Here is an 18,844-nt window from a genome sequence, read left to right on the forward strand (position 1 = left end):
GCGGCCGCCCTCAGCTGTCGGTGAGGAAGGCGCCCAGCGCCGCAGTCAGCAGAGCGGGGTCTTCGCTGCCGCCAAGCTCCCGGGCCGAGTGCATGGACAGCTGTGGCGAACCCACGTCGACGACGCTCATGCCCAGCCGGGAGGCCGTGATCGGCCCGATGGTGGAGCCACAGGGCAGGTTGCCGTGGTGGGAATAGGCCTGGTGCGGCACGCCAGCGGAGTTGCATGCGGATACGAAGCGGGCGCTGGTCCTCGCATCGGTGGCGTAGCGGACGTTGACGTTGGTCTTGATGACCGGTCCGCCGTTCAGCATCGGCAGGTGCCCGGGTTCGTGGCGCTCGGGATAGTTCGGATGCACTGCGTGGGCCCCGTCTGCTGAAACGCACAACGAGCGAGCCACCGCCCGCAGATACTGCTCGCGGTCGGCACCGAGGCTTCGAGCAATGCGTTCGAGAGCGTCAGCCAGGATCGGGCTGCCGGCTCCGGTGGCAGAGTCGCTGCCGATCTCCTCATGGTCGAACAGCACGATGACTGCTGCGGTGTCGTCAGGCGGAGCGTCGAGCCCGACCAAGGCCTCGACCGCGGCGTGACATGACGCCAGGTTGTCAATGCGAGCGGCGGCGTACATCTCGCCGTCGCGCCCGAGTCGCGCTGGCGGGCAGAGGTCGTGCGCCATGACATCCCACGCCAGCACAGCGTCGGGCTCGACGTCGAGCTCACCGGCGAGGAACTGCCGGAAGCCTTCGGGAGTCGGTTGCCCAAGTCCCCACACCGGGGTCATGTGCTGCTGGCGGTCCAGTTTGAGGCCATCGTTCACCTCGCGATCGAGGTGAATGGCGAGCTGTGCGACACGCAACAGCGGCCTGTCGCACCGCCACAGCACTATCGCTGGGCCGTCGGCCGTCCCGTCTTGCACGACGACCCGGCCCGACAGGCCGAGGTCGCGGTCCAGCCAGGAGTTGAGCAGCACACCGCCGTAGACCTCCACGCCGAGCTGGCGGTAGCCGTGAGTGCCGGTGTCCGGTTGCGGGCGCAGGCGCAGGTTGGGGCTGTCGGCGTGAGCGCCGATCACGCTGAAGCGCAGCCGGTCGGGGTCGACACGAGCACCGGCTCGCGCAGCGATCAAGCTGCCGCCGTCGCGAACAGCGAAACCGCGCACTGCGTCGAGCTCGTTCCACCCTTCGCTGCGTTCGGTTTCGGCGAAGCCCGCGGCGGTCAACCGATCCACGGCTGCCGCAGCTGCGTGGTACGGCGACGGCGATGCCTCGATGAACTCGAACAGCTGGTCGAGCATGTGTGTTCTAGGCGTCGGCGTATGCCGTGATGACGTCCCGGCTGAAGTCGTCGAACTTCGAGCGGGACATCGGGTAGGTGACGAGGCGGGTGATGCCGGCTGCGGCCGCCCGCTCGATGTACTCCGGCGTTGCGGGCCCCTGTGTCATGAAGTCGATCTGGGAAGGGTCGCGTCCAACCCGCTCGGCACATCGCTTCGCATGCTCATAGAGCGCTGTCATCTCGTCGAAATCGCCGGACACCGGGAAGAAGGCGTCGCCGTACTCGCCGGCCCTGCGAGCGGCCCGCTTGCTGTCGCCGCCGACGACGATCGGTACCGATCCCGTCGGCTGCGGACGGCAGTACACGCGGTCGAATGAAACGTGCTTGCCCTCGTACGAGCACACCTCGTCATGCCACAGCGACCGGTACGCCGCCAGGTAGTCGTCGGTGATGTCCCCACGGTCGTCGAAGGAGACGCCCAGTGCATCGAATTCTTCGGCCAGCCAGCCGGCACCGATCCCGAGCATCACCCGTCCACCCGACAGGCGGTCCAGCGTCGCGATCGCCTTGGCGGTCACCACGGGGTTCCGCTGGGGGACGATGAGGATCCCGGTGCCGAGCTTGATCTCCGACGTCGCTGCTGCCGCAAAGGCCATCCAGATGAGCGGGTCGGGAATGTCGATGTCGTCCCGCTTTCCGGGCATCTTGCCGTCTTCGGAATACGGGTACGGCGACGCATAACCCTCGGGCACCACCACGTGCTCCACGGTCCACAGCGACTCGAAACCAGCCGCCTCGGCAGCTTGTGCGTATGCGATCGCGCCCCCGCCCTCGACCTGCGGCCCCGTGTTGGCAAGCGTCATCCCGAACTTCACTGCACACCCCTCTCGGCATTCCGCTGACGGTTGGCATCCCTGACATGCGACGCCCCGCAGCGGCCAGCGCGACCCTACTGCGGACATGTCTTCGGCTCCGGAGTTCTCGGCACATGTGGCACAGCGCTTCGCACTCGCACCGGCCAAGCCGCCATCAGCGCACCGTGCACCTTCGAAGCGCAGCACACGCATTCATTGAGGCCGTAATGTGCGAGAGTGCAACGAATCTTGGCCCCATTAGTCGTATTTGCGCTTGTCGTGGCTGCATGCGGCAGCTCCGACGACGAACCGCCCGCCACGGCCGCAGAGGCACCCGCGACCACTGCGCCGGCTGCGAACACGACGGAAGCGCCGGTCGCCGCCACAACCACGGCCGCACCCGTCGTGACTACGACGGAAGCGCCGGTCGTCACCACGACAACCGCGGCACCCATCGTCACCACCACCACTGCAGCGCCACCAGAGGAGCCTGAAACCCCCGAGGCGCCGGCGACGCCTGCTGCCGTCGAGGGCACGCTGCTCGAGAGCTCGCAGCCCGAGGGCTTGGTGAATCTCCAGAGCTCCACGAACACTCCGTTGGCCGAGATCTGTCCCGGAATCGCCACCTACGGCGAGATCCAACCGGTCGCGTATTCAGCGGCCGTATGGGCGCGCGATCTGTTGACCGGACCGTTCCTCGATGTCTGGATTGCCCGGTTCGAATCAGCCGAGGTGGCATCTGAGGCCCTCAGCGTCTACGGCGAGGGATTGATCGCCTGTGGGGAGTTCACGGAGCCGGCAACCGGCGCCTTCGGCTCGTTCAGCATTGGCACCGATCCCGCACTCGGTGACGAGTCGTTCGGAGTCGACTACAACGCCGTCGTGTCCGGATTGCCCGTCACTCGCTACGGCACGGTCGTGCGCATCGGAGATTCCATGTACAGCGCGGGCCTGGCAGCAGTGTTCGTAGAACCGGACGTTGCCGCCGTGCTGCATTCGATCAACGCCATCTTGGGCCTCTGAGGAAGTCGCTCGCCCCAACCAATGCGAGGTCGGTCGGCTGCTGGCGCACCTGACGCTCAATGTGTTCAGTGCATCGATGTGTCCGTTGCATAAAGGCCAAAGCCGTACTGTGCAGGAATGCACCGCATCCTCGTTCTGTTGGTCGCCTTCACCGTCGTCGCCGCAGCTTGCAGCGACACCGACTCCGACCTTTCTTCGGAAGCGACAGCTGCTCCGACCGCGCCCGCCGCCACCGTCGCGACCAGCGAAGCGCCGGTTGCCACCGACGCGCCTGCGGTAACCACCACCGAGGCGCCGGCCGCCACAACGACTGAGGCACCGCCAGCTGCACCAGCGGCCGGCGACCTGGTGTCGGCCGAGCCGGTCGACGCCGGCGACCTTGACGGCTGGCGCATCACGTACCTGTCGACCGGTGTGGGCGGTGATCTCGTCGAGGTCAGCGGACTCGTCTTCGCCCCTGCGGGAATAGCAGCCGGCTCGCCGATTGTCACGTGGGCACACGGCACAACCGGTATGGCTGACGTGTGCGCGCCGTCGGCGACGCATCCCGCCGAATCCGGCATTCCCATGGCGATCGCCGCCGCCGGCCACATCGTGGCGGCGACGGACTACGAGGGCCTCGGCACGCCGGGAACCCATCCCTATCTGGTCGGCGAGAGCGAAGCCCGCAGCACGATCGACATCGTGCGGGCAGTGCGCCAGATGGACCTCGGCGCCGGCGACCGCTACGTCGTCTGGGGCCTCTCCCAAGGCGGACACGCCGCGTTGTGGACAGGCCAGATAGCGCCCGCATACGCACCTGAGCTGGATCTCGCCGGAGTGGTTGCTGCCGCCCCTGCTGCCGACATCGGCGGCTTGATGGACACGGTCGGCACCACTGCGCAGGGATTCGCTGTCATGGCCGCGTTCGCCGTGGCGGCCGCGTATGACGATGTCAATCTTGAGGACTACTTCTCTGGCGCGGCCATCGATCAGATGGCAGTCATCGAGCAGGGCTGCACTGGCGAAGTCTTTGGGGCCTTCTTCGAATTCGAGGCTGATGCGATGCGCAACCCCAGCGGCTGGGACGGCATCAATCCGATCGGCCCGCTGGCTGAGGCGCTCGCTGCCAACCAGGCCGGCGGGGTGCCCATCACCGATTCGCCGGTGCTGTTCGTGCAGGGCTGGGCCGACAGCATCGTGGCACCCGAGTTGGTTCGCGCTCTGCACAGTGCCTACTGCTCACAGGGCACCCACGCCACCCTTGAGGTGTATCCCAACGGCGGACACGTCGACACCACGCTCACGTTCCTGTCCGAGACCCTTGGCTGGGTCAGTGATCGGCTCACCGGCGCCGACGCACCGGGAGGCTGCGATTACGTCGACCCCGATCTCGCGGAGATTGACGCGGCCTTGGCAACACCCGCCGCCGTGGAGGGCACATTGCTCGAAGGCTCAACGCCTGAGGGTCTCGACACGCTGCTGAGCGAAACCACCATGCCGGTGGCAGAGACCTGTCCCGGCACTGCGCTCTTCGGCGGGGTAGAGCCGGTCGCGTTCTCCGCCGCGACGTGGGTCCGAGACCCGACGACGGGACCCTTCCTCGACGTCTGGGCTGCCCGCTTCGAATCGGCCGAAGTGGCCGCGCAGGCCATCAAGGACTATGACGCCGAGCTGATCGCGTGCGGGGAGTTCGTCGAGCCGCGCACGACAGCGCTGGGGGCGTTCAGTCCCGGCGACACGCCGGAGGTGGGCGACGAGTCCTACGGCCACGACTACGCCGGAATTGTCGCGGGCTTCCCGGTCAACCGCTACAGCGTCACAGCGCGTGTCGGCGACACGATCTACCACGCAGGATTTGCGGTCCTGTTCATCGATCCAGATGCCGCCGCCGTGCTGGGGGCCATTAACGCCATCCTCGGCCTCTGAATGGACTATTCGTTGTAGCTTTGCCAACGCTGAACTACAACGCAGAACGGCTGCGCGGGGACGTCTTTGGCGGTCTCACAGCGGCGGTGGTCATGCTGCCGCTGTCGCTGGCCTTCGGTGTCGCATCGGGTCTCGGCGCCATCGCAGGCCTCTACGGCGCCATCGCCGTCGGCTTGCTGGCGGCGATGTTCGGCGGCTCCAGAACGCAGATCTCCGGACCCACCGCGCCGCTGTCAGTGGCGATGTCGGTGGTCGTTGTCAACTACGCGGGCGGTGAGATCAGCCGAGCGCTTGCCATCGTGGTGATCGCCGGGCTTGTGCAGGTCTTGCTGGGCCTACTGCGCCTTGGCAGCTTCGTGTCGTACACGCCCTATCCGGTTGTGTCGGGCTTTACCTCCGCGGTCGGGTTGATCATCGTCGCAGTGCAACTGCTGCCGTTGCTGGGTAACGAGGTCGTGCCCGGCGGAGTGGTGGCCTCCGTCCGCGCTCTGCCAGATGTCATAGGGAACATCGGAGTCGGGGCGGTGACGCTCGGCGCTCTCACCATTGGCGTATGCGTGTTCTGGCCGCAGCGCCTGCGCCGGTTTCTGCCACCTTCGGTCGCAGCGCTGTTCATCGGCACGTTAGTCAGCGTGCTGTGGATCGACGACGTGGCGATCATCGGCCATGTGCCCTCAGGGCTGCCTGACATCGCGCTGCCCGAGTTCGCCTGGGGCGATCTGGCTGGTGCTGTGGCGCCAGCGGTGACGCTCGCGCTGCTCGGCTCGGTCAACAGCCTGTTGACGGCGATGGTCGCTGACTCGATGACACGTGACCAGCATCGTCCGAATCGTGAGCTCATCGGCGTGGGAGCGGCCAATGTCCTGGCGGCGTTCATCGGAGCCGTACCAGGCGCTGGTGCCACATCTGGAACGGTCGCCAATGTCAAGGCCGGCGGTCGGTCGCGCGTGTCAGGTGTGCTCTGTGCACTGGTGCTGTTGGCTCTGGTGCTGGGCCTGGGGCGCTACGCGGAGGTCATCCCGCATCCTGTGCTGGCCGGGATCCTCATCAAGATCGGCTTCGACATCATCGACTGGAAATATCTGACGCAGGTACGACGGGCGCAGTTGGACCAGTACGGAGTGATGGCGCTGACGTTGGGCCTGTCGGTTGTGGCCGACCTTGTCGTCGCAGTTGGAGCAGGACTTGTCGCTGCGGCACTGACGAGTTCGCGCCAGTTCGAGCGTCTCGAGTTCGACAATGTGGTGTCCACTCCCTTGCTCGACATGACGTTCTTGGGCGCTGGGGACGACAGCGATACACCCAGCTTCGACCTCGATGCTGCGGACCCATTCGCAGCGCGCACGGGCCTGCTGTCGCTGCGGGGCATCTACACCGCGGCATCTTCAATCAAGCTGTTCAACACGATCAACGCCGATGTGGCCGAGCACGAGGTGGTGATCTTCGACTTCACCGACACGCGCTACATGGATGACAGCGCGGCCTACATGGTCGGTCAGCTCGTCGACGTCGCTTTGGACTCGGGCGCGAAGTGCATCGTGATGGGCATCGAGGGATCACAGGCAACGAGCATCAAAGAACTCAACGTGCTCCGCGGGGTTCCAGCGGATCACTTCGTCGCCGACCTCGATGAGGCCCGAGTGATCGCCCGCCGCCTATTGCGCGGTTAGCGCTGAGCGCTGACTTTCGAGCTGGCCCGAGCGGCACGCCGGGCGGCCACGCTGGCTCGATGTGCAATGGTGCGCTCGATATAGGGCCCGATGTCAGGTGTCTTGCAGCCGGTTTCGCCGTGATCGACGAGCACCGGACCGATGCGGCCGTCCACGTCGATTACCTGGCGGCGCAGGTTCTCATCGCGCAGGCCAATGGCGATGAGAACACCATTCATCTCGTGTCGAACCCGGTTCGGCCGATCTGAGATCTCGGATTCGATCTGAGCCACCAGATTTCGCAGCTCGCTGGCCGACCACACGTCGGACTGCTCGGCTGTGCAGACGACGATGAACCAGCCGACCGAGGCGGGCCACTCCTGGGGTGAGTCGCGCCATTCGTCGCTGAGCTCCCGAGCGTGCGGCGATTGTGCAAGCAGTCCACCCAGCGCCTCGGCCAGGATGTAATTGTTGACGTCTCGCAGCCAGCGACGGGCCCGTGTCTTAGTCATCTCCGCGGCGTCGGCGATGCGCAGCGCCAGCACGCGGGCGTCGTGGTTGCCGGTTTCCCACAGCTCGGCCGCCAGCGAATGGTCCTTCATCAATGGCTTGCCGATGCGGCCCAATTCCTTGTAGCTGACGCCAAACATCGGTTCGGCGGCACCATGGCGCGCATAGACCTTCCGGTTCTGCGCCGTGCCGGCGAGCTGCAACCGGGCCATCACATCTTGCAGCGTTGACATTTTTCCATGCCTCTCAGCAAACGTCGCTCGACCCTAAGGCCGTCCGCAAGCTACTGCTGCTTGCATCCGACCACACCTGTACAACTCCTAGGGTTCAGGATCGTGCGAAGGCTGGGCATTCGACGCGGCGGGCAGCCGACTGCAACCGTCGTATTCGCGATTGCTTCGGTCGTGGTCTTCGCCCTGACTCACAACTTGGCCCGGATCGTGCCGTCCGCACGGGGCTCGCTGCGTCCCTCCGCTCTTGACGGTTACAGCCTTTGGGGGCCGTACGTAGCTGAGCGGGAGGAATGGTGGAGGATCGTCACCGGCACGTTCCTGCATGCCGACCTGCGGCACTTGCTGTTCAACATGCTGGTGCTGTACCTGCTGGGTCGGCGGCTTGAACGCTTCATCGGCCCGGCTCTGCTGGCTGGAACCTACGTTGTGTCGCTCATCGGCGGCTCGGCAGGTGCGCTGTTGCTTCGACCCGACGCGGTCGTGGTCGGGGCATCCGGCGCGGTGTACGGCCTGATGGGCGCCGCGTACGTGGTGGAGTACCTGCGCGGCGGCAATCCGTGGCGGGACGGGTTGGGCAGCCTCATCATCGTCAACGTGGTCATCTCGTTCCTCATACCCGGCATTTCCATCGGCGGTCACCTGGGCGGACTTACGGCTGGCGTACTCGCCGGCTTGGCGATCGGGGATACCAGCCGGCGTCGAGAGCCGCCGACGCTGGCCGAACGGCTCTCGGGGGAGGTCGTCGACATGCCAATGCGGCGTTCGCCCTATGTCGTGTGGGGCTTGCTGATAGTGATTGGAGCCGCAGCATTCGTGGGGGCGCTGGCGGCTGCAAGCACCTGGCGCAACCCGCTCTTCTAGCGACGCCTTGGCGCTTTCTGGCCGAGCCAGCGCAGCTCAGGGAACGACGTCACCCGGCATCTGATCGGACTCCCGGTTGATGACGATCGCTGCAACCACGGCCACGATGCCTGCCAACTCACGCGCGCTCGGCACCTGCGACAGCCACACCAGCCCGATAAAGGTTGCAGCGACGGGAAGCAAAGCCTGCAGCAGGGCGAACCGTGCACGCGCCAGTCGTTGCATCACGAGCTGGTCGATTCCGTAGGGGATCACATTCGACAGCACCCCCGCCGCAACGCCACCTGCCAGCAGGAGCGGAGCGCTCAATGCCGAGCCGAGGTCGCCGGCACCTGCTGGGCTGATCACCACGGCACCGATCAGCATGCCCACGCCGAGGCCGTCGACCGCCATGCCTGAACGCGCAACCCGGTGCCCCAGCACGATGTATCCGGCCCACAGCGCCCCTGCGATCAGTGAGAACAGCGCCCCCAGCTGCGCCTCTGGCGCCGCGAAACCCGCCAGGGTCACAACGCCAGCAACGGCTACCACCAGCGCCGACGTTGATCGGGCAGTCCTGGTGCCGATGACCGCGACAGCGATCGGCCCGATGAACTCGATGGCCACCGAGTTCCCCAGGGGGCCGCGGGCGATGGCGAGGTAGAAGAACAGATTCATCGACGCCAGTACCACTCCGAATGCAGCGGTCCAGGCCAGCTCGATGCGTGACCAGTGCCGTCGCCACGAACGGCGCAACACCACCAGGACGGCGCCTGCGCCCGCGACGCGCAGCAGCGCAACCGTCATCGGCGACAGCTCGTCGAACAATTCGACAGCCGTCGCTGCACCGAGATACTGCGACGCCGCGCCGACGGCGAACAGCGCCTCAGGCGAGACTCTGCGGGCCCATGAGCGGCCGCCCCCGGTGCCAGTCACGCCGTATGGCTAGCAGGCTCTCTCGACCGACCGACGGTTGACGTGCGCTCGGCGTGACGCTACGGTCACATCTGCTCATTAATTGTGCGATAGGCCCGCTACGTGCTCATGAATCTGTAGGAATCTCAGGCGCAAATCGGTTCGAATGCGACTCAGCAGTGATCTAGGGTCAAATGTGACGTATCCAGCTTGGTAGCCCATGTTGGCGCCAGTACACGGTGCCGACGGCTGTGCGGCTGAGTGCGCCGTGCCTACGAGGCCGCTGGTGCAGGTGCGCCGGGCCAACTCAACGGGGAGGAACACGCATGCAACGAAAGCTCTTGACCATCTTGGCTCTGCTGTTTTCGATGGCGCTCATCGCGGCAGCGTGCGGTGAAGACCGACCTGAGGAAGGCGCGCTTGGCATCGTCGAAGTTGAGGAAGGCGACGCAATCCAGATCCGGTCGCTCGAGGCCATCACCGGCGACGTCGCGTTCTTCGGCTTGCCGATCGAACGCTCGACGGTCTTGGCCATCGAGGACTACGGCCAGATCCACGGCTTCGACGTGGACCTAGGAACGACGCTCGACGACCTGTGCTCCAACGACGGCGGCCAGGCGGCGGCGCAGACCATCGTCGCTGACGAAGATGTCCTCGGCGTGATCGGCACCTCCTGCTCGGGTGCGGCGGTCGCTGCAGCACCGCTCATCACTGAGGCCGGCATGGTCCTGATCTCGGGTGGCAACACCTCGCCTGCCCTGACCTCGGACTTGTTGGGCACCGCAGGCGAGAACTACAACGTCGGCTACTACCGGACGGCCCACAACGACCTCTTCCAGGGTGCCGCCATGGCGAAGTTTGTCTTCGGCGAACTCGGGCTCACCACGGCTGCCGCAATCCATGATGGCGACCCGTACACCCAAGGCCTCGCGCAGGCGTTTGCTGACGCGTTCGAGGCAGAGGGCGGCACGGTGACTGGGTTCACGGCGGTCAACAAGGACGACACCGACATGGTGCCGGTCTTGACCGAGATTGCCGCCGGGAGCCCCGAGGCGCTGTTCTTCCCGATCTTCCAGCCGGCCGGTGACTTCATCGCCGACCAGGCGCCGGGAGTCTCGGGTCTCGAGAACACCGTCCTGCTCGCGGCTGACGGCCTGCTGAACACGAACTACCTGGCGCTGCCGCAGACCGAGGGCATGTACTTCTCGGGACCCGACACGCGCTTCGGCGACAACGTGAACCAGAGCACCGGCAAGACCGCCAACGACTTCCTCGCCACGTACGAGGCGCGATGGGGTGAGAAGCCGGCGGCTTCGTTCTGGGCGCATGGCTACGACGCCACCACGCTGCTGCTGGACGCGATCACGGCGGCCTCGTTCCTCGACGGCGACACGCTGGTCATCGACCGCCAAGGCATTCGCGACCACCTGAACAGCGTCACGGGTTACAGCGGCCTGATCGGCACGATCAACTGCGACGAGTTCGGCGACTGCGGCGCTGCTCGCATCACGGTCGTCCAGAACCTTGGCGGCGAGGACAACGTAGAAGCCAGCATGGAGAACGTCATGTTCTCCTTCGCTCCCTGAGCCGGATGGGCGAGGTACTAACCCAAGCACGTCCGGCCCTCTAAGGTCAATTCGGTGTTGGAAGAAGGGGCGCCCCCAAGCGGAGCGCCCCGTCACCGGACAGCCCGTTTCAGATTGAGAACGCCGCGTACCAAGGTCGACTGGTTCCTCACCGTCATCCGTGTGGGGGTGCTGACGGTTCTCCTCGTCGGCTTCCTGGCGTTCATCGCCCAGGAGATCAACCCTGATAACCCGTTCGCCCGCTGGGCCAACCCCGACGCCACCGGACTGACCGGGGCGCAATTCCGGGGACTGGTGGTATCGGGTGTTGCGCAAGGATCGATGTACGGCCTGATCGCCCTCGGCTACTCGATGGTCTACGGCGTGCTGGGCTTCATCAACTTCGCCCACGGCGAGGTGTTCATGGTCGGCGCGATGACCGGCATGATCACGTCGAACAAGCTTGCTGACGCGGGTCTGTGGGAGTCCAACTTCATCGGCTCGCTGGTGTTCATCGTCGTCGTGTCGATCATCGTCTCGACGCTCACGGCTGTGGTCATGGAGCGCGTCGCGTACCGGCCGCTGCGCGGCGCACCGCGGTTGATCCCGCTCATCACGTCCATCGGCGTGTCTTTCTTCCTCCAGAACGCCTCAGTGGTCCTGCTGGGCCCCGCCAGCAAGTCCTACCCCGATGTGCCGGATTGGGTGAAGGCCAAGCACACCTTCTTGCAGGTCGAGGGCGGAAAGATTCTCGTGGTGGTCGTCGCGGCCCTGTCGATGTCGGCCCTGTGGTACTACGTCGATCGCACCAAGACCGGCAAGGCGATGCGGGCCGTGGCCGAGGACGCCGAGATAGCGGCGCTCATGGGCATCAACGTCAACCGCACCATCGTCAAAGTGTTCGCAGTGGGCGGAGCGATGGCGGGGATGGCTGGGATCCTGTGGGGGATCCTGTTCCGCAGCGTCATTCACACCACGGGCTTCCTGCCCGGCATCAAGGCATTCAGTGCTGCTGTGGTCGGCGGGATCGGGCATCTGGGCGGCGCGATGGCCGGCGGGCTCTCGATCGGAGTGGCCGAATCTGTGGGGCCGCTGTTGATCCTGGAGCCGCTGGGCGTGAGCGGCGTTTCCCAGCTGCGCGACGCTGTGGCGTTCTCGATGCTCATCATCGTTCTGCTGGTGCGGCCAGCAGGCTTGTTCGGCGAACGTCTGCCTGGGGAGGACCGAGCGTGAGCACGCAGATGGCCCCCGATGAGGCGACTCCCGATACGACTGCGGCCTCCGCGGCGGCGCCTCCCCGCCCTGTCTTCGCGCAGGACTGGCGTCGCATCGGACGGATGGGTGCTGTGGCTGTTCTCGGGCAGTTCTTCATCTCGCTGTCCAACATGCCGGTGCGGCTCGACGGCAGGACGCTCATCGAGGGCTTGTTGAGCCTCGGCTATCTCACGTTGGTCATCGTGCCGTTCGCAGTCGGGACTCGCGTCGGCAATCAAGTCCGCCGAGAGGGCGTTCCCTATCACGCAGCCGGCGCGCACGAAGTCGTCGGCGGTGCTGTCGCTGGCGCACTCGCAGGCGGCGGCGTGTCGCTGCTTGCGATCCTGATTGCCAACTTCGACATACGCGAGCCGCTCGTCAATTGGAGCCCGATCCTGGCCGATCTGCTGGCCTTCGGCCGGGGCACGGCATTCGCCGTGGTGATCTGGCTGGTCATCGGCGCAGCGATCGGCGCGACGGGCGGGCTACTGCGGGTCCTGCCTGGCGTTGCCCGACGGGTCGTGTGGACCATGGTGCTTGCCGTCTTCGGGGCAGCGGTGCTCGAGGCGCTGGTCGAGGACCTGGCCGAGGGCATGCACATCGACTCGGTGACGGACTGGTTCTACGCATCCAGAGGTGGCCTGACCGTCACTGGAGCGATGGTCCTCGCTGCGGGGTCCGGGGTTCTCGCGTTCGTCGGGCGCGGCCGGGTGCGCCGGGCACGAGCTCGTGTCGAGTTGCTCGAAGGCGCGGCACGCAGCAAGGCGAACCTCGTGCTGATTCTGGCAACCGCTGCAGTACTGATCGTCCTGCCGATGTTTGCCGGCAAGCTCACCAACGAGTTGCTGGCCAACGTGGGGCTCTTCGTGCTCCTGGCGCTGGGGCTCAACATCGTGGTCGGGCTCGCGGGAATCCTGGACCTCGGCTACGTGGCGTTCTTCGCCGTCGGCAGCTACAGCGCCGCAGTTTTGACCGCGGCGACATCGCCCAGGATCCACCCCGAGCTGCCATGGTTCGTGGCCCTCATCGGCGTTGTGGTCCTGACGGGCCTGGTTGGGTTGTTCATCGGAGCGCCGGTCATTCGCATGCGCGGCGACTACCTCGCCATCGTGACGCTGGGTTTCGGCGAGATCATCCGCCTGCTGTTCCTGTCGGACTGGCTATCGGGATGGTTCGGAGGCGCACAGGGAATCACCAACATCCCCGGGGCACAGATCTTCGGCCTGGCCGAAGTGTCGGGCACCGATCCCCGCAGCGTGTTCTACCTCGTGCTCGCGTTCTGTGCGATCGCGATCTACGTGTCGTGGCGCCTGGAGCGCTCGCGCATCGGGCGGGCGTGGATGGCCGTGCGCGAGGACGAAACTGTGGCTGAGGCCATGGGCATCAACACGGTCAACGTCAAGCTGCTGGCATTCGTGGTGGGCGCGGTGCTCGGTTCGTTCAGCGGAGCGATCTTCTCCGCCAAGGTGGGCTCGGTCTTCCCCGCCAGCTTCCTGATCCTCGTTTCGATCGTCATCCTGGTGGTGGTGATCTTCGGCGGGATGGGCAGCATCGTCGGCGTCATCGCCGGCTCGGCCGTCCTCATCGGTGTGCTCGGCGGGCCTAAGCAGCCCGGGCTTCTCGCCGAATTCTCCGAATTCAAGCTCTTGATCTATGGCGCCTTGCTGGTATGGATGATGTTGGCGCGGCCCGAGGGCCTCATCCCGAGCGTGCGCCGCACCCGAGAGTTGCATCAAGAAGAGATGGCCCAGGACGCCTGGCTCCGGGGCCAGACAGAAGACGACGACCACGGCAACGGGGCTGACGCCAGTCGACCGGCAGGGGAGTCGGCGTGAGCGCGGCGACACAAACCGATGCCCCGGCGGCGGAACCGATCCTCGAGACACGAGGGCTCAGCGTCGACTTCGGCGGCCTCAAGGCGCTCGCGGGATTGGACCTGGCTGTGTACCCGGGCGAGATCGTCTCGGTCATCGGACCGAACGGCGCAGGCAAGACCACGCTGTTCAACGCGATCAGTGCCACTGTGCCGGCCTCAGAGGGCGACATCCTGTTCGAGGGGCAGTCGCTGATCGGGCTGGATCCCAACCGCGTCACGTCGCGCGGCATCGCCAGGACGTTCCAGAATGTGCGGCTGTTCGCCAACATGACGGTGCTCGAGAACGTCATGGTCTCCCAGCACTGCCGGACCAGCCAGAACGTTGTGGGAGCGCTGCTGTGGACGAAGGCCTTTCGTCGCGAGGAGGAAGAGATTCGCCGTCGCGGCGAAGAGGTGCTGTCGTTCTTCGGCCATCGACTCGTGGGCTACCGCTTCCACCAGCCTGCCTTCACCCTGTCCTATGCCAACCGTCGCCGCCTAGAGATCGCCCGTGCGATGGCCACGCAACCCAAGCTGATCCTGCTTGACGAGCCCGTGGCGGGTATGAACCCCACTGAGTCGGCCGAGCTCACCGGCCTGATCGGGCGACTGCGTGATGAGTGGGGGTACGCGATCGTTGTGATCGAGCACGACATGGAAGTGGTCCGGGAAGTCTCCGACCGTGTCATCGTGCTTGACCACGGAGAGAAGATCGCCGAGGGCGACTACGCCGACGTGTCGGTTGATCCACAAGTCATTGAGGCCTACCTAGGCCATGGCGCGGCGGCCTCATGAGCAGGTCGGGCGCCGCGAGCGGAACCCTGGAGAGCGGGCCATGAGCGCGCCGGGGTCGGAGGGGACCGTTCCTCTCCTGGAGATGCGTCAGGTGAATGCTCACTACGGCGCAGTCCACGCCTTGCGCGACGTCGACTTGGCCATCTACGAGGGCGAGCTGGTGTGCTTGCTCGGCGGCAACGCCAGTGGCAAGTCGACGACGCTGAAGACCCTGCTCGGCATGCTCAAGCCCACCTCGGGAGAAGTGGTGCTCGACGGCGAGGTCGTGAACGACCGCCCGATCAGCTACCGGGTCGCCCGCGGCGTCACGATGGTTCCGGAGAACCGGAGGCTGTTCAAGCGACTGACCGTGCGGGAGAATCTGCAACTGGGCGCGTACCTGCGCAACGACAGCGACGGCATAGCGACCGATCTGGAGCATGTCTTCGAATTGTTTCCCCGCGTGAAGGAGCGTCTCGGCCAGAAGGCCGGAACGCTGTCGGGCGGCGAGCAGCAGATGGTGGCCATTGGCCGGGCGCTCATGTCCCAGCCGCGGGTGCTGCTGATGGACGAGCCCTCGATGGGGCTTGCGCCCGCACTGGTGCAGCAGAACTTCGAGCTGATCGCCCAGATTCACGAAGCCGGCATGACGGTGTTCATGGTCGAGCAGAACGCCAACATGGCGCTCTCGATCGCCGACCGGGGCTGGGTGCTGCAAACAGGCCGAGTCGTACTCGACGACACCGCCGAGGCGCTCCTGGCGAACCCGGCCCTGCGCACGTCCTATCTGGGCGGTGGCGCCGACAGCACTCCGTCGGGAGACTCGGCAGAGAAGCGTCGCTGCTAGGACTTTGCCCGTGAGCGAGGTACCCCCCGAGACCGTTACCGGAATCCTGCACCCAGGGACCATGGGCGTGACCGTTGCGTCTGCGTGCTCGGGCACTGTGCTGTGGGCCAGCGAGGGCCGTTCGGACGCGACCCGCCAGCGAGCAGCCGACGCTGGCCTCGTTGACGTGGGCGACCTCGCATCGATGGTCGCCGCTGCAGACATGGTGATCTCGGTTTGCCCGCCCCATGGGGCCGAGGCACTGGCTGGCACCGTGGCGGGTGCGGGTTTCGCAGGCTGCTACGTGGACGCGAATGCGGTGTCGCCCACGACGGCCCGGAAGATCGGAGCCCTCTTCGAGGATTTCGTCGACGGCAGCCTGATCGGCCCACCGGCGAGGGAGCCCGGCACAACCCGGCTCTACCTGTCGGGCTCTCACGCTGGCCGTGTAGCCGCCCGCTTCGAGGGTTCCGCACTGGAATCTCGCGTACTGCAGGGAGGCGAGACGGGCGCCGCATCGGCGTTGAAGACGGCCTATGCATCGTGGACCAAAGGCACCAGCGCCCTGTTGATGTCGGTGGCTGCACTCGCAGCGGCTGAGGGCGAGGCTGATGAGCTGTCCGCCGAGTGGGCGCTGTCGCAAAGCGGCCTGTCACAGCGACTGTCGTACACCGCAATCGCAGTGGGCCCCAAAGCGTGGCGCTGGACGGGTGAGATGGACGAGATTGCAGACACGTTCGCTGCGGCAGGTCTCCCCGACGGCTTCCACCGCGCTGCGAGCGAGGTGTACGAGCGCCTCGGGGTCCTCGAAGAGGCGCGAGGGGCCTCGGTCGAGCGAGTGATCGCAGCTCTGCTCGGCTCATCAGCGACGTCGACGGACGCCGATGAGCAGGCCTAGTTCTGCAGCGACAGAACGGCGTTTGCGACGCCTTCGAGTTCCTCGAACCAGTCCTCGGGCTCACCGACCAGGATCGGCACGAACTTCGACGCGCCCACTTCGATGAAGCGCTGCAGTTGGTCCCTCAGGCCATCCCAGCCGGTCGGGATGATCTCGCCTGGGTCGATGCCGGGGGCACGCCGTTCGAGGATTGCCTTGTAACCGGCGCTCATCTCGCCGTGGGTGTAGGGGACGAGGACGCCGAAGTGCTCAGGGTCGATCCAGCGCTCGTGTTCGTCGGCGGCCTCGTTCACGATCTTCCAGCCGGCGGCCGCGATGTCGGGCGTGCAGAACGACGGCAGCCATCCGTCGCCGAAGCGCCCGCAGCGGCGAAGCTCGACCTCTGCCGCTCCGCCCAGCCAGATGTCCATGGGCTTTTGGGCCGGCTTCGGCAATAGCGACACGTCGTCGTAGTGGTACCAGTCACCGTGGTGAGTGACGGGCTCGTCCTCCCAGAAGCGCTTCAGCAGCGGAAGAGCCTCGTTGAACATCTTCGCCCGCTGGCGGCGCTCGACGCCGAATGCAGCCTGCTCGTGCACATCGGCCACTCCCAGGCCGAACGCAGGCAGCAGGCGGCCGTCGGACAGCCGGTCGAGGCTGGCGAGCTCCTTGGCCAGCACGGCGAGGTTCCGGCCGGGAAGCACGAGCACTGACATGCCGAACTTCATGCGCTTGGAGCGGCCTGCCGCATATGCGAGGCCCACGATCGGGTCGGGACATTCACCACCGAGCCGCTCGCTCAGCCACAAGGAGTCGAAACCCAAGTCCTCCAGCGCGTCCACAAACGGGTCGAAGGTGGCATGGTCGTTGGTGAAGCTGCGCGTGCCCAGCCCAAAGCCGATGCGGATCTTCATGTCACCCACGCTAGGGCACTATGCCTGTGTCAGGCCCGGGCAACTTTCCATCCGCACTTTCGATTCGCACTTCAGCGGGCCGTACGCTCAGGCACTGGAGTCCCACCACTGCGCCAGAAGGGGAATGTCGATGAGTGAGACCGCAGCGAACGGGCAGATCGACCTGACCTCGCCATTCCGGCTGGATGGGCAGGTGTGCCTGGTGACGGGTGCATCGAGCGGTTTCGGCATGCGGTTCGCCGAGGTGTTCGCGGCAGCGGGGGCCAAGGTGGTTGTGGCTGCCCGGCGAGCGGACCGGCTTGAAGCGCTGGCCTCGCAACTGCCCGACGCGCTGGCGATCTCCTGCGATGTCGGCGACGACGACGCCTGCCGCGATCTTGTCGCACGGACCGTTGACCACTACGGGCGGGTCGACGTACTGGTCAACAACGCCGGTGTTAGCGATGCCATCAACCCTGGGGAACAGGCCGACGTCGAAAGCTTCCGGCATGTCGTCGACATCAACCTGAACGCGTGCTTCCTGCTGGCCGGGCTCGCCGCCGCCGACATCATCGGCCGGGAGGCCACCGGCAGCATCATCAACGTGGCCTCGGTGCACGGCCATGTGGCATCGGCCCCGAACCTGCAGCCCGCGTATGCGGCGTCCAAGGCGGGTCTGGTCAATCTCACCCGTGACCTTGCCGTGCAATGGGCAACTCGGGGCGTGCGGGTCAACGCTTTGTGCCCTGGTTACTTCGAGACTGAGCTGACGGCGCCGATGTTCGAGGACGACCGTTCGATGGCCTGGATCAGCCGCAACGCCCCGATGCGGCGACCCGGCGCGCCGCACGAGCTCGACGGCGCGCTGCTGTTCCTGGCCAGTGAAGCCAGCAGCTACGTCACGGGCAGTTCGCTGATGGTGGACGGGGGCTGGACCGCCCGATGAACCTCACGCCCCGAGGGAGCCCGCGACGCTGGAGCGCACGTTGAGCTGGCTGGACATGTCGAGGCTGCGAGTCGGGGCGGCCGCATTGGTTGCAGCATTCGGCGGCGGCATGTGGTGGGCATCGGGCCGCCGCCGGCGAACGTGGCGCACCGATGCGCTGACCGGCGTCGCCACACGCGAAGGGGCGCTTCGTCACCTGCGTTCTGAGTTGGTTCGCTCAGCGCGTACCGGCCGGGTGGTGGGTGTGGCGTTCTGCGACGTCGATGCTTTCAAGCTCGTGAACGACCAGCACGGCCATCTCGCCGGCGACCTCGTGCTCGTCACGGCGGCGCAGTGCATCCGTGACGCAGTGCGACCCTCCGATGTCGTGGCCCGTGTGGGCGGGGACGAATTCGTGGTCGTGTGTGGTGGCCTGCGCAGCTCCGACGACATGGAGGTCGTCACCGAGCGCCTGCATGCGGCGTTGGCCTGCGCCTCCGCAGGGGGCGACGCTTCCAACCCTCTGTACGAGATGGGTGTCACAGTCAGCATCGGCAGCGCGACTGGCCGCGGCGGCGACGCGACGCCCGGGGCGTTGATTCACGCAGCCGACCGGTCGATGTATCGCGAGAAGGGTCGGCGGCCCTGACTAGGCCCACGCCGTCACG

At 66.1% G+C, this 18,844-nt stretch carries 17 protein-coding genes; 12 read left to right on the forward strand and 5 right to left on the reverse strand.

The window, feature by feature from the left end:
* Positions 1-10 precede the first annotated feature (10 nt).
* A complete protein-coding gene (locus ACOOHB_RS20460) occupies positions 11-1,294 on the reverse strand; it encodes a M18 family aminopeptidase (protein ID WP_420446622.1) in 1,284 nt (427 codons plus the stop codon).
* A gap of 7 nt (positions 1,295-1,301) precedes the next feature.
* On the reverse strand, positions 1,302-2,150 hold the full coding sequence (locus ACOOHB_RS20465; protein WP_420446623.1) for an LLM class F420-dependent oxidoreductase: 849 nt from the start codon (positions 2,148-2,150) through the stop codon (positions 1,302-1,304).
* 216 nt (positions 2,151-2,366) lie between these two features.
* Between ACOOHB_RS20465 and ACOOHB_RS20470 the strand changes: the two genes are divergently transcribed.
* From ACOOHB_RS20470 to ACOOHB_RS20480, 3 genes are all read left to right on the forward strand, one after another.
* Positions 2,367-3,152: a hypothetical protein gene (locus tag ACOOHB_RS20470; protein WP_420446624.1), complete on the forward strand. Its 786-nt coding sequence runs from the start codon at positions 2,367-2,369 to the stop codon at positions 3,150-3,152.
* Between the two features lie 117 nt (positions 3,153-3,269).
* On the forward strand, positions 3,270-5,060 hold the full coding sequence (locus ACOOHB_RS20475) for a lipase family protein (RefSeq protein ID WP_420446625.1): 1,791 nt from the start codon (positions 3,270-3,272) through the stop codon (positions 5,058-5,060).
* 20 nt (positions 5,061-5,080) lie between these two features.
* On the forward strand, positions 5,081-6,730 hold the full coding sequence (locus ACOOHB_RS20480; RefSeq protein WP_420446626.1) for a SulP family inorganic anion transporter: 1,650 nt from the start codon (positions 5,081-5,083) through the stop codon (positions 6,728-6,730).
* Here ACOOHB_RS20480 and ACOOHB_RS20485 read toward each other — a convergent pair.
* Positions 6,727-7,452, reverse strand: a complete 726-nt coding sequence (locus tag ACOOHB_RS20485; protein ID WP_420446627.1) for a DNA alkylation repair protein — start codon at positions 7,450-7,452, stop codon at positions 6,727-6,729. The two genes, ACOOHB_RS20480 and ACOOHB_RS20485, sit on opposite strands and share 4 nt — an antisense overlap.
* 102 nt (positions 7,453-7,554) lie before the next feature.
* Here ACOOHB_RS20485 and ACOOHB_RS20490 point away from each other — a divergent pair, with 102 nt between their 5' ends.
* On the forward strand, positions 7,555-8,313 hold the full coding sequence (locus ACOOHB_RS20490; protein ID WP_420446628.1) for a rhomboid family intramembrane serine protease: 759 nt from the start codon (positions 7,555-7,557) through the stop codon (positions 8,311-8,313).
* A gap of 36 nt (positions 8,314-8,349) precedes the next feature.
* Here the strand turns inward: ACOOHB_RS20490 and ACOOHB_RS20495 are convergent, their stop codons facing one another.
* Positions 8,350-9,228 (reverse strand): EamA family transporter, encoded by an 879-nt coding sequence (locus ACOOHB_RS20495; RefSeq protein ID WP_420446629.1) that lies wholly within the window; start codon positions 9,226-9,228, stop codon positions 8,350-8,352.
* 305 nt (positions 9,229-9,533) lie between these two features.
* On the opposite strand from ACOOHB_RS20495, the gene ACOOHB_RS20500 reads away from it, so the two are divergent.
* The 6 genes from ACOOHB_RS20500 (at position 9,534) to ACOOHB_RS20525 (ending at position 16,379) form a co-directional block, all read left to right on the forward strand.
* Positions 9,534-10,793: a branched-chain amino acid ABC transporter substrate-binding protein gene (locus tag ACOOHB_RS20500; RefSeq protein WP_420446630.1), complete on the forward strand. Its 1,260-nt coding sequence runs from the start codon at positions 9,534-9,536 to the stop codon at positions 10,791-10,793.
* 114 nt (positions 10,794-10,907) lie between these two features.
* The gene (locus tag ACOOHB_RS20505; RefSeq protein ID WP_420446631.1) at positions 10,908-12,005 is read left to right on the forward strand and encodes a branched-chain amino acid ABC transporter permease; all 1,098 of its coding nucleotides are present in this window, start codon (positions 10,908-10,910) and stop codon (positions 12,003-12,005) included.
* Positions 12,002-13,861, forward strand: coding sequence for a branched-chain amino acid ABC transporter permease (locus ACOOHB_RS20510; RefSeq protein ID WP_420446632.1), 1,860 nt, complete (start codon positions 12,002-12,004; stop codon positions 13,859-13,861). The genes ACOOHB_RS20505 and ACOOHB_RS20510 overlap by 4 nt, the downstream gene beginning before the upstream one ends.
* Positions 13,858-14,676, forward strand: coding sequence for an ABC transporter ATP-binding protein (locus tag ACOOHB_RS20515; protein ID WP_420446633.1), 819 nt, complete (start codon positions 13,858-13,860; stop codon positions 14,674-14,676). The genes ACOOHB_RS20510 and ACOOHB_RS20515 overlap by 4 nt, the downstream gene beginning before the upstream one ends.
* Positions 14,677-14,758: 82 nt before the next feature.
* A complete protein-coding gene (locus tag ACOOHB_RS20520) occupies positions 14,759-15,502 on the forward strand; it encodes an ABC transporter ATP-binding protein (protein WP_420446950.1) in 744 nt (247 codons plus the stop codon).
* 10 nt (positions 15,503-15,512) lie between these two features.
* Complete coding sequence (locus ACOOHB_RS20525; RefSeq protein WP_420446634.1) at positions 15,513-16,379, forward strand: DUF1932 domain-containing protein; 867 nt, start codon at positions 15,513-15,515, stop codon at positions 16,377-16,379.
* Here the strand turns inward: ACOOHB_RS20525 and ACOOHB_RS20530 are convergent.
* Positions 16,376-17,272 carry an LLM class flavin-dependent oxidoreductase gene (locus tag ACOOHB_RS20530; protein WP_420446635.1) on the reverse strand — a complete coding sequence of 299 codons (897 nt, stop codon included), beginning with the start codon at positions 17,270-17,272 and terminating at the stop codon, positions 16,376-16,378. The genes ACOOHB_RS20525 and ACOOHB_RS20530 overlap by 4 nt on opposite strands.
* 130 nt (positions 17,273-17,402) lie before the next feature.
* Here ACOOHB_RS20530 and ACOOHB_RS20535 point away from each other — a divergent pair, with 130 nt between their 5' ends.
* Positions 17,403-18,197, forward strand: a complete 795-nt coding sequence (locus ACOOHB_RS20535; protein ID WP_420446636.1) for an SDR family NAD(P)-dependent oxidoreductase — start codon at positions 17,403-17,405, stop codon at positions 18,195-18,197.
* 55 nt (positions 18,198-18,252) lie between these two features.
* Positions 18,253-18,825: a GGDEF domain-containing protein gene (locus tag ACOOHB_RS20540; protein ID WP_420446637.1), complete on the forward strand. Its 573-nt coding sequence runs from the start codon at positions 18,253-18,255 to the stop codon at positions 18,823-18,825.
* Positions 18,826-18,844: the final 19 nt, after the last annotated feature.

Source organism: Candidatus Poriferisodalis sp. (assembly GCF_965215815.1).
GTDB lineage: Bacteria > Actinomycetota > Acidimicrobiia > Acidimicrobiales > Poriferisodalaceae > Poriferisodalis.

Coding starts and splice junctions, on each gene's coding strand:
- ACOOHB_RS20460 (WP_420446622.1), bottom strand. CDS start 1,294: ATGCTCGACCAGCTGTTCGAGTTCATCGAGGCATCGCCGTCGCCGTAC.
- ACOOHB_RS20475 (WP_420446625.1), top strand. CDS start 3,270: ATGCACCGCATCCTCGTTCTGTTGGTCGCCTTCACCGTCGTCGCCGCA.
- ACOOHB_RS20485 (WP_420446627.1), bottom strand. CDS start 7,452: ATGTCAACGCTGCAAGATGTGATGGCCCGGTTGCAGCTCGCCGGCACG.
- ACOOHB_RS20500 (WP_420446630.1), top strand. CDS start 9,534: ATGCAACGAAAGCTCTTGACCATCTTGGCTCTGCTGTTTTCGATGGCG.
- ACOOHB_RS20520 (WP_420446950.1), top strand. CDS start 14,759: ATGCGTCAGGTGAATGCTCACTACGGCGCAGTCCACGCCTTGCGCGAC.
- ACOOHB_RS20530 (WP_420446635.1), bottom strand. CDS start 17,272: ATGAAGATCCGCATCGGCTTTGGGCTGGGCACGCGCAGCTTCACCAAC.
- ACOOHB_RS20535 (WP_420446636.1), top strand. CDS start 17,403: ATGAGTGAGACCGCAGCGAACGGGCAGATCGACCTGACCTCGCCATTC.
- ACOOHB_RS20540 (WP_420446637.1), top strand. CDS start 18,253: ATGTCGAGGCTGCGAGTCGGGGCGGCCGCATTGGTTGCAGCATTCGGC.